The sequence below is a fragment of the Enterobacter cloacae complex sp. SHL020 genome, assembly GCF_049236945.1.
GTDB classification, from domain to species: domain Bacteria; phylum Pseudomonadota; class Gammaproteobacteria; order Enterobacterales; family Enterobacteriaceae; genus Enterobacter; species Enterobacter dykesii.
In genome coordinates this window covers 148,371-162,201 of the sequence record NZ_JBMKJF010000003.1, presented here as the reverse complement: position 1 = coordinate 162,201, position 13,831 = coordinate 148,371, and the positions used below count along the sequence as shown (strand labels likewise).

At 56.6% G+C, this 13,831-nt stretch carries 10 protein-coding genes; 1 reads left to right on the top strand and 9 read right to left on the bottom strand.

Annotated elements, in window-relative coordinates; all coding sequences use genetic code 11:
* The 5 genes from apaG to lptD are packed head-to-tail and all read right to left on the bottom strand — an operon-like array spanning window position 1 to window position 5,871.
* The gene (apaG, locus tag ACOTZB_RS09630) at window positions 1-378 is read right to left on the bottom strand and encodes a Co2+/Mg2+ efflux protein ApaG (RefSeq protein ID WP_023310361.1); all 378 of its coding nucleotides are present in this window, start codon (window positions 376-378) and stop codon (window positions 1-3) included.
* A 3-nt stretch (window positions 379-381) separates the two neighbouring features.
* The gene (gene rsmA / locus ACOTZB_RS09625) at window positions 382-1,203 is read right to left on the bottom strand and encodes a 16S rRNA (adenine(1518)-N(6)/adenine(1519)-N(6))-dimethyltransferase RsmA (RefSeq protein WP_023310362.1); all 822 of its coding nucleotides are present in this window, start codon (window positions 1,201-1,203) and stop codon (window positions 382-384) included.
* Complete coding sequence (gene pdxA / locus ACOTZB_RS09620) at window positions 1,200-2,186, bottom strand: 4-hydroxythreonine-4-phosphate dehydrogenase PdxA (RefSeq protein ID WP_029740873.1); 987 nt, start codon at window positions 2,184-2,186, stop codon at window positions 1,200-1,202. The genes rsmA and pdxA overlap by 4 nt, the downstream gene beginning before the upstream one ends.
* Window positions 2,186-3,472 (bottom strand): peptidylprolyl isomerase SurA, encoded by a 1,287-nt coding sequence (gene surA, locus ACOTZB_RS09615; protein WP_126328865.1) that lies wholly within the window; start codon window positions 3,470-3,472, stop codon window positions 2,186-2,188. Before surA ends, pdxA begins: the two co-directional genes overlap by 1 nt.
* 53 nt (window positions 3,473-3,525) lie before the next feature.
* Window positions 3,526-5,871, bottom strand: a complete 2,346-nt coding sequence (gene lptD / locus ACOTZB_RS09610) for an LPS assembly protein LptD (RefSeq protein ID WP_421626998.1) — start codon at window positions 5,869-5,871, stop codon at window positions 3,526-3,528.
* 239 nt (window positions 5,872-6,110) lie between these two features.
* Here lptD and djlA point away from each other — a divergent pair, with 239 nt between their 5' ends.
* The gene (gene djlA / locus ACOTZB_RS09605; protein WP_023310366.1) at window positions 6,111-6,926 is read left to right on the top strand and encodes a co-chaperone DjlA; all 816 of its coding nucleotides are present in this window, start codon (window positions 6,111-6,113) and stop codon (window positions 6,924-6,926) included.
* A 30-nt stretch (window positions 6,927-6,956) separates the two neighbouring features.
* On the opposite strand, the gene rluA is transcribed toward djlA, so the two are convergent.
* The 4 genes from rluA to araD form a co-directional block, all read right to left on the bottom strand.
* Window positions 6,957-7,616, bottom strand: coding sequence for a bifunctional tRNA pseudouridine(32) synthase/23S rRNA pseudouridine(746) synthase RluA (gene rluA, locus ACOTZB_RS09600; protein WP_008502014.1), 660 nt, complete (start codon window positions 7,614-7,616; stop codon window positions 6,957-6,959).
* Window positions 7,617-7,628: 12 nt separating this feature from the next.
* Window positions 7,629-10,535 carry an RNA polymerase-associated protein RapA gene (gene rapA / locus ACOTZB_RS09595; RefSeq protein ID WP_193805058.1) on the bottom strand — a complete coding sequence of 969 codons (2,907 nt, stop codon included), beginning with the start codon at window positions 10,533-10,535 and terminating at the stop codon, window positions 7,629-7,631.
* Window positions 10,536-10,663: 128 nt separating this feature from the next.
* Window positions 10,664-13,021 carry a DNA polymerase II gene (gene polB, locus ACOTZB_RS09590; protein WP_421626997.1) on the bottom strand — a complete coding sequence of 786 codons (2,358 nt, stop codon included), beginning with the start codon at window positions 13,019-13,021 and terminating at the stop codon, window positions 10,664-10,666.
* A 74-nt stretch (window positions 13,022-13,095) separates the two neighbouring features.
* Window positions 13,096-13,791 (bottom strand): L-ribulose-5-phosphate 4-epimerase, encoded by a 696-nt coding sequence (gene araD, locus ACOTZB_RS09585; RefSeq protein ID WP_421626995.1) that lies wholly within the window; start codon window positions 13,789-13,791, stop codon window positions 13,096-13,098.
* Between the last annotated feature and the right edge of the window lie 40 nt (window positions 13,792-13,831).

Here is a 13,831-nt window from a genome sequence, read left to right as displayed (position 1 = left end):
TTAATGAATGAGTGTGGTTACGGCGAGACGGAACACAGGAATGGCAACGCGGAAATCATTGCCATCGACGTCGACCATTTCATAATGGCCTTGCATAGTACCCATCGGCGTTTCAATCACCGCGCCGCTGGTGTACTGGTACTCTTCGCCAGGGGCGATGTGGGGCTGTTCACCAACCACACCTTCACCCTGAACTTCGATTTCGCGGCCATTGCCGTTAGTGATAAGCCAGTAGCGCCCGCGCAGCTGTACGGGCATCCGCCCCAGATTGCGAATGGTCACGGTGTAAGCGAAAACAAAACGTTCTTCGTCCGGTGAGGACTGTGATTCAACATAGACGCTTTGTACATGGACACATACGCGGGGCGAATCAATCATGGCTTAACTCTCCTTCGGCGGCGCATTATCGCTGATGTAATTAGCCAGCTTGCAGTACTGCTCTACGGAAATGTTCTCCGCACGCATTGCCGGGTCGATCCCCAGCTCGGCTAACACCTCAACGGTAAACGAATTGCTCAGGCTGTTACGGATCGTTTTACGGCGCTGGTTAAAGGCTTCTGTGGTAATGCGGCTCAGCACGCGCAGATCTTTAACCGGATACGGTTTCGTCTTGTGCGGCACAAGGCGCACAACCGCTGAATCCACTTTCGGTGGTGGTGTGAACGCTGACGGCGGTACTTCGAGTACCGGGATCACGTTGCAGTAATACTGTGCCATCACGCTTAAACGACCATACGCTTTACTGTTCGGGCCTGCAACCAGACGGTTAACAACCTCTTTTTGCAACATGAAGTGCATGTCGGCAATGGCATCAGTATAGCTAAAGAGGTGGAACATGAGCGGCGTGGAGATGTTGTACGGCAGGTTGCCGAAGACGCGCAGCGGCTGGCCCATTTTTTCCGACAGTTCGCCAAAGTTCATCGTCATGGCGTCCTGCTGATAGATGGTCAGCTTCGGCCCGAGGAACGGGTGCGTTTGCAGGCGTGCGGCCAGATCGCGGTCCAGTTCGATGACGGTCAGCTCGTCGAGGCGTTCGCCTACCGGCTCGGTCAGCGCGGCAAGGCCCGGGCCGATTTCGACCATCGCCTGACCTTTTTGCGGATTAATAGCCGAGACAATGCTTTCGATCACGAACTGATCGTTAAGGAAGTTTTGCCCGAAACGTTTACGGGCTAAGTGGCCCTGATGGACTCGATTAGTCATTGAGTATTAACAATCATTTTGATGGCGAGATTAAGCGCCGTAATAAAACTGCCGACATCCGCTTTCCCCTGGCCTGCCAGATCCAGCGCAGTACCGTGGTCAACGGACGTTCGAATAAAGGGTAAACCGAGGGTGATATTCACCCCGCGGCCAAAGCCCTGGTATTTTAGCACGGGCAGGCCCTGATCGTGGTACATCGCGAGCACGGCGTCGGCATTATCCAGGTATTTCGGCTGGAAAAGGGTATCTGCAGGCAGCGGCCCGCTGAGGTTCATCCCCTTCGCCCGCATTTCGTTGAGTACCGGAATGATGGTGTCGATCTCTTCGGTGCCCATGTGCCCGCCTTCACCGGCGTGCGGATTCAGGCCGCAGACCAGCACGTGCGGCTGCGGGATCCCAAACTTTGTCTGTAGATCGTGATGCAAAATCCCGATGATCTCGCGCAGGAGTTCAGGGGTGATCGCATCAGGGATGGCTTTGATCGGCAGATGGGTAGTCACCAGCGCAACGCGCATTTCCTCCGTCGCCAGCATCATCACTACTTTCGGGCTGTGCGAGCGCTCTTCGAAGAACTCCGTATGCCCGGTAAAGGGTATACCCGCTTCGTTGATGACGCCTTTGTGGACGGGGCCGGTGATCAGGGCGGCAAATTCGCCCTTCAGGCAACCGTCGCAGGCGCGCGCAAGGGTTTCAACGACATAGTGGCCGTTTTCCGTGCTGAGCTGGCCCGGAATAACCGGCGTACGAAGGGGAACAGAAAGAAGGGTGAGCGTACCGGCTTGCTGCGGTGCAGGCTGTTGGCCTTCAACGTAAGGGATGAGCGTTAAAGGCAGACCGAGCAGCGTTGCCCGGTCTTGTAACAGTGTTGCATCGGCGCAGACAACCAGTTCTACCGGCCAGCTGCGCTGGGCGAGCTGGACAACGAGGTCAGGCCCAATCCCGGCGGGTTCGCCGGGCGTGATAACAACACGATGCTGTTTCATTAGTTGCTCAGAACTTTCACGTAAGCGCTGGCGCGTTGTTCCTGCATCCAGGTTGCTGCTTCTTCAGAGAACTTACGGTTAAACAGCATACGGTAGGCTCTGTCTTTCTGTGCCGCATCCGTTTTATCAACGTTACGGGTGTCCATCAGCTCGATCAGATGCCAGCCAAACGAAGAGTGGACCGGCGCGCTGATCTGGCCTTTGTTCAGCTTCATCAACGCGTCACGGAAGGCAGGATCGTAGATATCCGCAGCCGCCCAGCCCAGATCGCCGCCCTGGTTTGCAGAGCCTGGATCCTGAGAGAACTCTTTTGCTGCCTTCGCAAATGTGGTTTTGCCGCTCTTAATGTCTGCTGCGATCTGTTCCAGCTTCGCCCGCGCCTGATCGTCAGTCATGATCGGTGACGGTTTCAGAAGAATGTGGCGAGCGTGAACTTCGGTGACGGAGATATTTTGGCTCTGGCCGCGCAGATCGTTCACCTTCAGAATGTGGAAGCCCACGCCTGAACGGATAGGACCGACGATATCCCCTTTCTTCGCCGTGCTCAGCGCCTGGGCAAAGATAGATGGCAGCTCCTGAATGCGTCCCCAGCCCATCTGGCCACCTTTCAGCGCCTGTTGGTCAGCGGAGTAGGTGATTGCCAGCTTGCCAAAGTCGCCGCCGTTACGCGCCTGTTCAACAATCGAACGCGCCTGGCTTTCGGCTTCCGCAGCTTGATCGGACGTTGGGTTCTCTGGCAGTGGGATCAGAATGTGGCTCAGGTTCAGCTCTGTGCTCGCATCGTTCTGGTTACCCACCTGTTTTGCCAGCGCGTCCACTTCCTGAGGCAGGATAGTGACGCGGCGACGCACTTCGTTGTTACGCACTTCCGAAATCAGCATCTCTTTACGGATCTGGTTACGGTAGGTGGCGTAGCTGATGCCGTCATAGGCCAGGCGGCTGCGCATCTGGTCTAAAGACATATTGTTCTGCTTCGCAATGTTAGCGATCGCCTGATCGAGCTGCTCGTCAGTGATCTTCACACCCATTTTCTGCCCCATCTGCAGAACGATCTGATCCATGATCAGACGCTCCAGGATCTGGTGGCGCAGCGTGGCGTCATCCGGAAGCTGTTGACCGGCTTCGCCCGAATTGAGCTTCACCGATTTCATCAGACCGTCAACGTCACTTTCAAGCACGACGCCGTTGTTAACCACAGCAGCGACTTTATCAACAACCTGGGGGGCGGCGAAGCTGGTATTCGCAACCATAGCGACACCGAGCAGCAGCGTTTTCCAGTTCTTCATACTTTTTCCATTTCAATTAACCGCAAAGCGGATTACGTTGCAAATCAAGCACATTACAAGGCGCTACTGTACGGCAGAATATTCGAGCGCAGCATTTTCTGCGTACCCAGACCGTAGTTGGAACTCAGGCCGCGTAACTCGAAGTTAAAGCCAATCACGTTATCGTATTTGCTCTGATTGTTTTCCCAGCCGTTAAGCTTACGTTCGTAACCGAGACGCAGCGCGTAACAGCAGGAGTTATATTGCAGACCTACCATCTGGTCAGCAGCTTTATTGGCGTTGGTGTCAAAGTAGTACGCGCCTACGATTGACCAGCGGTCGGCGATTGGCCAGCTCGCTGCGCCACCCACCTGCGAAATACCATCTTTATACTGCTCGGCAGTACCATAGTTCGGTAGCGTCGCCTGAATATATTCCGGGCTGGCATAACGATAGGTCAACTGCAGCATACGATCTTCATCCCGGCGATACTCAATCGCCGCCGTACTGTTGGCGATATTGTCTAGACGGGTGTCATATTGCACGCCACCGCGAAGACCCCAACGATCGGTCATACGCCAGTAGGTATCACCAGCCCAAATCAGCGAACCTGTCTTGTTATCTTTCTCCCACTTAATATTGTCATCGCCCGTACGAGACTCGGTGAAATAGTAGATTTGACCAACAGAAACGTTAAAACGTTCAACGGCAGCGTCATCATAAACGCGCGATGTGACCCCGGTCGTTAACTGGTTCGCTGACGCGATGCGGTCAAGACCACCGTAGGTACGGTCGCGGAACAGGCCGCTGTAGTCAGACTGCAGTAAAGAAGAGTCATAGTTGTTAATGTTGCTCTGGTCGCGATAAGGCACGTACAGGTACTGCATACGTGGCTCCAGCGTCTGGGTATAGCCATCCGCCAGAAGTGCCATATTGCGTTCGAAGATCAGCTTACCGTCCATCTTGAACTGCGGAAGCGTACGGTTTACGGATTCCTCAAGATGGGCGTTGTTGCTGGTATTGTAATCATCAATATTTTTTTGCTGATAGTGTGTCGCCATCAGCTTGGCTTCCGTGTTCAGGCTTGCCCAGTCATTCGACCATGGCAAGTTGATAACGGGCTCCAGGTGAACTCGGGTGGCTTCCGGCATACTGGAATTGGTGTTTACAAAATGCACCGCCTGACCATAAATACGGGTGTCGAACGGACCCACGTCATTCTGGTACCAGTTAACGTCCAACTGAGGCTCGGCGCCATAGGTACTTGCCGTTTGGTTGGAGAATACCTGGAACTGTTTGTTGGTTACCGTCGCATCGAAGTTCTGAACCGCGTAACCCACGCTGAAGATCTGCGTGGCATAACCGTCGGTACTCGAACCGTATTTGGATGAGAAATCATTGAAGTAGTTCGGGTCACTGACTTTGGTGTAGTTGACGTTGAAACGCCAGACCTTGTCCATCACCCCGGAATGCTGCCAGAAATACATCCAGCGGTGCTTATCGCCTTCGGTTGGATGCTCGTCCTGGAAGACTTTATCCGACGGCAGATAATCCAGCTCCATCAGACCCGCACCGGCGTGGGTCAGATAGCGGAACTCGTTCTCCCACATGATGTTGCCGCGCTTGTGGATATAGTGCGGCGTGATCGTCGCATCCATGTTTGGCGCGATGTTCCAGTAATACGGCAGATAGAACTCAAAGTAGTTCGTGGTGCTGTATTTGGCATTCGGGATCAGGAAACCGGAGCGACGTTTGTCACCGACGGGAAGCTGCAGATAAGGGCTGTAGAATATGGGAACAGGGCCCAGCTTGAAGCGGGCGTTCCAGATCTCTGCGACCTGTTCTTCGCGGTCATGGATAACCTCGCTCCCGACCACGCTCCAGGTATTGGAACCCGGCAGACATGACGTGAACGTGCCGTTTTCCAGGATCGTATAGCGGTTTTCACCGCGCTGTTTCATCAGGTCTGCGTCACCGCGCCCCTGGCGACCCACCATCTGGTAATCACCTTTCCAGACGTTAGTATCTTTAGTATTCAGGTTTGACCAGGCTTTCGGACCTTTCAGGATGACCTGATTGTCGTCATAGTGCACATTACCCAGCGCATCCACCGTTCGTACCGGCTCGGCCGCACCTTCCGGCTGCTTCTGGTGCAGCTGCACTTCGTCTGCCTGCAGGCGGCTATTGCCCTGGTTAATATCGACATTGCCCGTAAACGTGGCATTGTCAGGGTAAGTCCCTTTCGAACTGTCGGCAGTAATGGTTACCGGCAAGCTATTTGTATCGCCACTCACCAGTGGGCGATTATAACTTGGAACGCCAAGCATACACTGCGAGGCGAGATCGGCCGCCAGCCCCTGTTGACTATACAGGGCGGAGCCAATCATTGTGGCCAGGAGGGTGGGGATACGTTTTTTCATACGTTGTATTTTATTGTTCCGTCATCAGTGGCTACGGCTTACAAACGCTCAGAGACTATCTTACTCATCTGCGCAGTACCAGCGTTAATCCTGCCCGTTTGCGTGCCAGAGTGTTAGGCTCGCTATCGAATGACGAGTATGATAAAGCAAATTATAGGCGATGTCCTTCAATTGACCGTGACTTGAACACAGTGATGATGACGTTGCGTCGGCCAGGAATATGACTATCCGGGGAGTATATGCAGTATTGGGGTAAAATAATCGGCGTTGCGTTCGCCATCATCATGGGTGCCGGGTTCTGGGGGATTGTGCTTGGGCTTATTATCGGCCATATGTTTGATAAGGCGCGCAGCCGCAAAATGGCCTGGTTTGCCAACCAGCGCGAGCGTCAGTCACTCTTTTTCTCCACCACCTTTGAGGTCATGGGGCACTTAACCAAATCCAAAGGGCGTGTCACAGAAGCCGATATTCAGATTGCCAGCGTTTTTATGGATCGCATGAACCTGCACGGCGACTCCCGTCTGGCAGCGCAAAATGCGTTTCGCATCGGCAAGTCGGATAATTATCCGCTTCGCGAAAAAATGCGTCAGTTCCGCAGCATCTGCTTTGGACGTTTTGATTTAATTCGGATGTTTCTGGAAATTCAAATCCAGGCGGCCTTCGCCGACGGCTCGCTTCACCCTAATGAACGTGACGTGCTGTACGTCATTGCGGAAGAACTGGGCATCTCCCGCATGCAATTCGACCAGTTCCTGCGCATGATGCAGGGCGGGGCGCAGTTTGGCGGCGGCTATCATCAGCAGTCGTCCGGCGGTGCCTGGCAGCAGGCGCAGCGTGGTCCGACGCTGGAAGACGCCTGCAACGTGCTTGGCGTTAAGCCCTCTGACGATCAGACCACGATTAAACGTGCCTATCGTAAGCTCATGAGCGAGCATCATCCGGACAAACTGGTCGCGAAAGGCTTACCGCCAGAAATGATGGAGATGGCGAAGCAAAAAGCGCAGGAAATCCAGAAGGCGTACGAGCTCATTAAAGAGAAGAAAGGTTTCAAATAAAAAAAAGCCCGACGATGTCGGGCTTTTTTTTTAGAAGTCCACCGGGGCTTTAAACGTCATCGCGTTACCGAAGGCCGGATGGGTAATGGTGAGCGTCTGAGCGTGCAGCTGCAGACGTGGCGCCAGGGCCAGCGCTTCAGGCGGCGCATAGAAGCGGTCGCCCAGAATCGGATGACCCAGGGCAAGCATATGCACGCGCAGCTGGTGTGAACGTCCGGTAATCGGCTTAAGCAGGACGCGCGCGGTATTATCCGGCGCGTACTCCAGCACTTCGTACTCGGTCTGCGCGGCCTTGCCGGTTTCGTAACACACCTTCTGCTTTGGCCGGTTCGGCCAGTCGCAGATCAGCGGTAAATCCACCAGCCCTTCCGCCTGCGCGGGATGACCCCAGACGCGGGCGACATACTGCTTTTTCGGCTCGCGCTCGCGGAACTGGCGCTTTAACTCGCGTTCCGCCGCTTTGTTCAGCGCTACCACAATCACGCCGCTGGTGGCCATATCCAGGCGATGGACTGACTCCGCCTGCGGATAATCGCGCTGAATGCGCGTCATCACGCTGTCTTTGTGCTCGTCCAGACGCCCCGGCACGGACAACAGGCCGCTGGGCTTGTTGACCACCATAATGTGTTCATCCTGATACAGAATGACCAGCCAGGGATCCTGCGGCGGATTGTAAGGCTCCATCACCATCTTGCGCTCCGTTTACTGATGCGTCACAACGATAAGACGCAGGGCATCCAGACGCCAGCCAGCCTGATTCAGGCTTTCCAGCACCTGCTGACGGTTGCTTTCAATCGCCGCCAGCTCGTCGTCACGGATGTTCGGGTTGACGGCTTTTAACGCTTCCAGACGGGACAGCTCCGCAGACAGTTTCTCGTCGGCTTCACTGCGCGCGGCGTCAATCAGCGCTCTGGCCGCTTTTTCAATCTGGGTTTCGCCCAGCTGCAGAATAGCGTGCACATCCTGCTGTACCGCGTTCACCAGCTTGCTGCCCGTATGGCGGTTTACCGCGCTCAGCTGTCGGTTGAAGCTTTCGAACTCGACCTGTCCGGCCAGGTTCGTGCCGTTTTTGTCCAGCAGCAGGCGGACCGGCGTTGGCGGCAGGAAGCGGGTGAGCTGCAGCTGTTTCGGCGCCTGCGCTTCCACAACGTAGATCAGCTCCACCAGCAGGGTGCCCACCGGCAGCGCCTTGTTTTTCAACAGGGAAATGGTACTGCTGCCGGTATCGCCGGAGAGGATCAGGTCCAGGCCGTTACGGATCAGCGGGTGTTCCCAGGTGATGAACTGGGCGTCTTCGCGGGACAGCGCCACATCGCGCTCAAAGGTGATGGTGCAGCCATCTTCCGGCAGGCCCGGGAAATCTGGCACCAGCATGTGATCGGACGGGGTCAGGACAATCAGGTTCTCGCCGCGGTCGTCCTGGTTGATGCCGACGATATCGAACAGGTTCATGGAGAAGCTGATGAGACTGGTGTCATCATCCTGCTCTTCAATACTCTCAGCCAGCGCCTGCGCTTTTTCGCCGCCGTTGGAATGGATCTCCAGCAGGCGATCGCGACCCTGCTCCAGCTGCGCTTTCAGCGCGTCGTGCTTCTCGCGGCAGGACTTAATCAAATCGTCAAAGCCGTCGGTATTTTCCGGCGCGGCCAGGTAACCGATCAGATCGCCATGCACCTGGTCATAAATGGTGCGGCCCGTCGGGCAGGTGTGCTCAAACGCATCCAGACCTTCGTGGAACCAGCGTACCAGCACGGACTGCGCGGTTTTTTCCAGATACGGCACGTGGATCTGAATATCATGCGCCTGACCGATACGATCCAGACGGCCGATACGCTGCTCCAGCAGATCCGGGTTGAACGGCAGATCGAACATCACCAGGTTACTGGCAAACTGGAAGTTACGGCCTTCAGAGCCGATTTCCGAGCACAGCAGAACCTGTGCGCCGCTGTCCTCTTCCCCGAACCACGCCGCGGCGCGGTCGCGTTCGACGATGGACATGCCTTCGTGGAACACGGCGGCGCGAATGCCTTCACGCTCGCGCAGAACCTGCTCCAGCTGCAGCGCGGTGGCCGCTTTGGCGCAGATCACCAGCACTTTCTGGGAGCGGTGGGCGGTCAGGTAGCCCATCAGCCACTCCACGCGCGGATCGAAGTTCCACCAGGTGCCGGTATCGCCTTCAAATTCCTGGTAGATTTGTTCCGGATAAAGCATGTCGCGGGCGCGCTCTTCCTGGGTTTTGCGCGCACCCATAATGCCGGAGACTTTAATCGCCGTCTGATACTGCGTCGGCAGCGGCAGTTTAATCGTATGCAGCTCGCGTTTCGGGAAGCCTTTGACGCCGTTACGGGTGTTTCGGAACAGCACGCGGCTGGTGCCGTGGCGGTCCATCAGCATGTCGATCAGCTCTTTACGCGCGGATTCCGCGTTGTCGCTGTCGCTGTTCGCGGCCTGCAAAAGCGGCTCGATATCCTGCTCGCCAATCAGATCGCTCAGGGTGTTAAGTTCGTCATCAGAAAGACGCTTGCCCGCCAGCAGCATGGCGACGGCATCGGCGACCGGGCGATAGTTATTTTGCTCTTCCACGAACTGCGCAAAGTCGTGGAAACGGTTTGGATCGAGCAGGCGCAGACGGGCGAAGTGGCTTTCCAGACCCAGCTGCTCCGGCGTTGCGGTCAGCAGCAGGACGCCAGGCACGCGTTCCGCAAGCTGCTCTATAGCCATGTATTCGCGGCTCGGCGCGTCTTCGCTCCAGACCAGGTGGTGCGCCTCGTCAACAACCATAATGTCCCACTCGGCATCGCACAGGTGCTCAAGACGCTGCTTGCTGCGGCGCACGAAGTCCAGGGAGCAAATGACCAGCTGTTCGGTTTCAAACGGGTTGTCGGCATCGTGCTGCGCTTCGGCATAGCGTTCATCGTCGAACAGGGAGAAGCGCAGGTTGAAGCGGCGCAGCATCTCAACCAGCCACTGGTGTTGCAGGGTTTCTGGCACCACGATCAGCACGCGTTCGGCAGCGCCGGAAAGCAGCTGTTGATGCAGGATCATGCCCGCTTCGATGGTTTTACCCAGGCCCACTTCATCTGCCAGCAGCACGCGCGGCGCGTGGCGACGGCCCACGTCGTGGGCGATGTTCAGCTGGTGGGGGATCAGGCTGGTGCGCTGGCCGCGCAGGCCGCTCCACGGCATGCGGTACTGTTCACTCTGGAACTTACGCGCGCGATAGCGCAGGGAGAAGCGATCCATACGGTCGATTTGCCCGGCAAACAGGCGGTCCTGCGGCTTACTGAACACCAGTTTGCTGTCGAGCAGCACTTCACGCAGGACGACATTGGCTTCATCCGTATCAAGACGAGTACCAATGTAGGCGAGCAGTCCATTCTCTTCTTTTACGTCTTCAATCTTGAGCTGCCAGCCGTCATGGCTGGTCACGGTGTCACCCGGATTAAACATCACGCGGGTTACAGGGGAGTCATTGCGAGCGTACAGACGGTTTTCACCGGTGGCAGGGAAGAGGAGGGTAACCATACGCGTATCGATTGCTACGACGGTTCCTAATCCAAGTTCGCTTTCTGTATCGCTGATCCAGCGTTGACCAAGTGTAAAAGGCATAGTTGTTCGGCTCTAATCTTTAATTGCAGGCAATAGTTCGGCTACCGTCAAAAAAGACGGTCATCGAAAAATGGGTCCGGGAATGGAAAGGGCGCTATGGTACTGGATGGCAGCCATTTCGTCACGCGTCAAAATAGGCCAAGTTGCCCTGTCACTAGTGTAGCAAAATCATCGTCGATGAAGGGCAAAATTCCGTCGGCAACCGGCTGAAGCTGACGCGTCAGATAGTGTTCGTAATCCAGAGGAGAATGCTGATAATCCACGGGTTCCGGGCCGCTAGTGGTCCAGACGTATTTGATGGTTCCCCGGTTTTGATACTGCGGCGCGCGGCCACGGCGGACGTTTTCTTCATCCGCGAGACGTGCGGCGCGTACGTGCGGAGGAACGTTACGCTGGTACTCCGCCAGCGGGCGGCGCAGGCGCTTGCGGTATACCAGCTGCGCGTCAAGTTCGCCCGCCATCAGGCTGGCTATCGTCTCGCGCACGTAGTCCTGATACGGCTCATTGCGAAACACGCGCAGATAGAGCGTCTGCTGGAACTGCTGCGCCAGCGGCGTCCAGTCGGTACGCACCGTTTCCAGCCCTTTAAAAACCATCCGCTGCGCGTCGCCTTCCTGAATCAGCCCCGCGTAACGCTTCTTGCTGCCCTGATCGGTACCGCGAATGGTGGGCATTAAAAAGCGGGCGAAATGGGTTTCAAATTCCAGCTCCAGCGCGCTGGTTAACCGCTCTTTCTGCAAATGTTCCTGCCACCAGTCGTTCACGAAGGCGACCAGCGATTTGCCGATTTGCGCGGCGTCGTCTTCCGAGTGCGCGCCCTTAAGCCACACAAAGGTGGAGTCGGTGTCGCCGTAGATGACGTCATAGCCCCGGGACTCAATCAGCGCTTTGGTCTGGCGCATAATCTCGTGCCCGCGCATGGTGATCGAGGAGGCCAGACGCGGGTCAAAGAAGCGGCAGGCGCTGGTGCCCAGCACGCCGTAAAAGGCATTCATGATGATTTTCAGCGCCTGTGATAGCGGCTTGTTGCCGTGGCGCTTGGCCTCGTCGCGCCCGTGCCAGATGTTTCCCACGATTTCAGGCAGACAGTGTTTTTCGCGCGAGAAGCGTGCGCCGAGGAAACCTTCCGTGCTGTGCTCATCATCCGGCTGGGCCATGCCCTCAACCAGCCCGACGGGATCGATGAGGAAGGTTCGGATAATCGACGGGTACAGGCTTTTGTAGTCCAGTACCAGCACCGAGTCATACAAACCTGGCCGGGAGTCCATCACATACCCGCCGGGACTTGCCTGCGGCGGCACGTCCCCGAGGTTGGGGGCGACGTATCCTGCCCGATGCATCCGCGGAAAATAGAGGTGGCTAAAGGCCGCTACGGAGCCGCCGTGTCTGTCGACGGCCAGGCCGTTTACCGTCGCGCGCTCCAGCAGGAACGGCATAATCTCGGTTTTGTGGAAGATCTGCGTGACCAGCTCGCAGTCTTTCAGGTTATAGGTGGCGAGCGCGGGTTTGTCTTCGTTAAAGCGCCGGTCGATCTCGTCCATTCTGTCCCAGGGGTTGTCGATGGATTTGCCTTCGCCAAGCAGTTCCTGTGCGACCGCTTCGAGGGAGAATGAAGAGAAGTTCCAGAAGGCGGACTTAAGCGCCTCGATGCCGTCGATGATCAGGCGACCGTTAGCCTGCGCGAAGAAGACACCGTTCTTAAAACCATGTTCGCGCCATTCCAGCTCGCTGTTTCCGCGCCCCAGCATCAGCGGGATGCGGTAGCGCTCGGCGTGTTTTTGCAGCACGCGCAGGTCAAACTGCACCACGTTCCAGCCGATCAGAACGTCGGGATCATAGTCTGCAAACCACTGGTTAAGCTTCTCCAGCAGCTGCGGGCGGCTGTTGACGTACTCAAGCCGGAAATCCAGCGTGGACGCATCGCCATTCGGCGGCCCGAGCATATAGACAACCCGATCGCCGCAGCCTTCCAGACCTATGCAGTACAGTTCGCCGTGGCGGGTGGTTTCGATATCCAGGGAGACCCACTTCAGCGGCGGGCGGTAGTGCGGATTGGGTTTCAGGCGCGCGTTAACGAGGCTGCCGCTATGATCGGTGCCGTCGACCCAGACGGGGGCGGTAATAAACCGCTCCATCAGAAAGCGTTCCGGTGGGCGAATATCCGCCTCGTAGAGCGTAACGCCCGCCTCGCGGAGCAGCTTTTCATAGCGCATCAGCTGACGTTGGGCGCGACAGTAGAGGCCGTAAACCGGCTGACGGTGGAAATCTTTCAGCTCAAGCGGAGTGATGCGCCAGCCGTTTTCGCCGCGCAGTAGCTGTTTCACTTTTTCGACGTGCGCTTCAGGAATAAAAGCCACGGATTCCTGCGGGGGAAGCGTAACGTGCAGCGGACCGTTGTCCGTCGCCAGCCAGAACGCGACCTCGGTGCCCTGAGGGGTATCCCGCCAGTGTCGGGTCAGTAAAAAGCCTTCTTGCGCCTGCGCCACGCCGTTATCCCAGAAAACAAAACCAGGCCTGATTATAGCCTGGTTAAGAATTTAATGCTGGGTTTATATACAGTTTACTGCCCGTAATAGGCCTTCGCGCCGTGCTTGCGCAGGTAATGCTTATCCAGCAGGGTTTGCTGCATATCCGGCAGCTGCGGCGCCAGCTGGCGACAGAAGATCCCCATATAGGCGACCTCTTCAAGCACGATGGCGTTATGCACCGCGTCTTCCGCGTTTTTACCCCAGGCAAACGGGCCGTGGGAGTGCACCAGCACGCCGGGCATCTGCGCCGCGTCGATCCCCTGTTTTTCGAAGGTTTCGACAATCACATTCCCCGTTTCCCACTCGTACTCACCGTTAATCTCAGCATCGGTCATCAGACGCGTGCAGGGAATGGTACCGAAGAAGTAGTCCGCGTGGGTGGTGCCGGTCGCCGGGATGGACTGGCCCGCCTGCGCCCAGATGGTGGCGTGGCGCGAATGGGTATGCACGATGCCGCCGATGGTCGGGAATGACCGGTACAGCAGGTGATGAGTCGGCGTATCGGAGGACGGTTTTTTCTTACCTTCAACCACTTCGCCAGTCTCGAGGCTGACAACGACCATATCGTCTGCGGTCATCACCGTGTAATCCACGCCGGAAGGCTTAATCACGAACACGCCTTTTTCGCGGTCAACGGCGCTGACGTTGCCCCAGGTCAGGGTGACCAGATTATGTTTCGGCAGCGCCAGGTTGGCTTCGAGCACCTGACGTTTGAGATCGTCTAACATTGTTGTCTCCCTGCCCGGTGAGCGTAGCGTCACCGGGCAT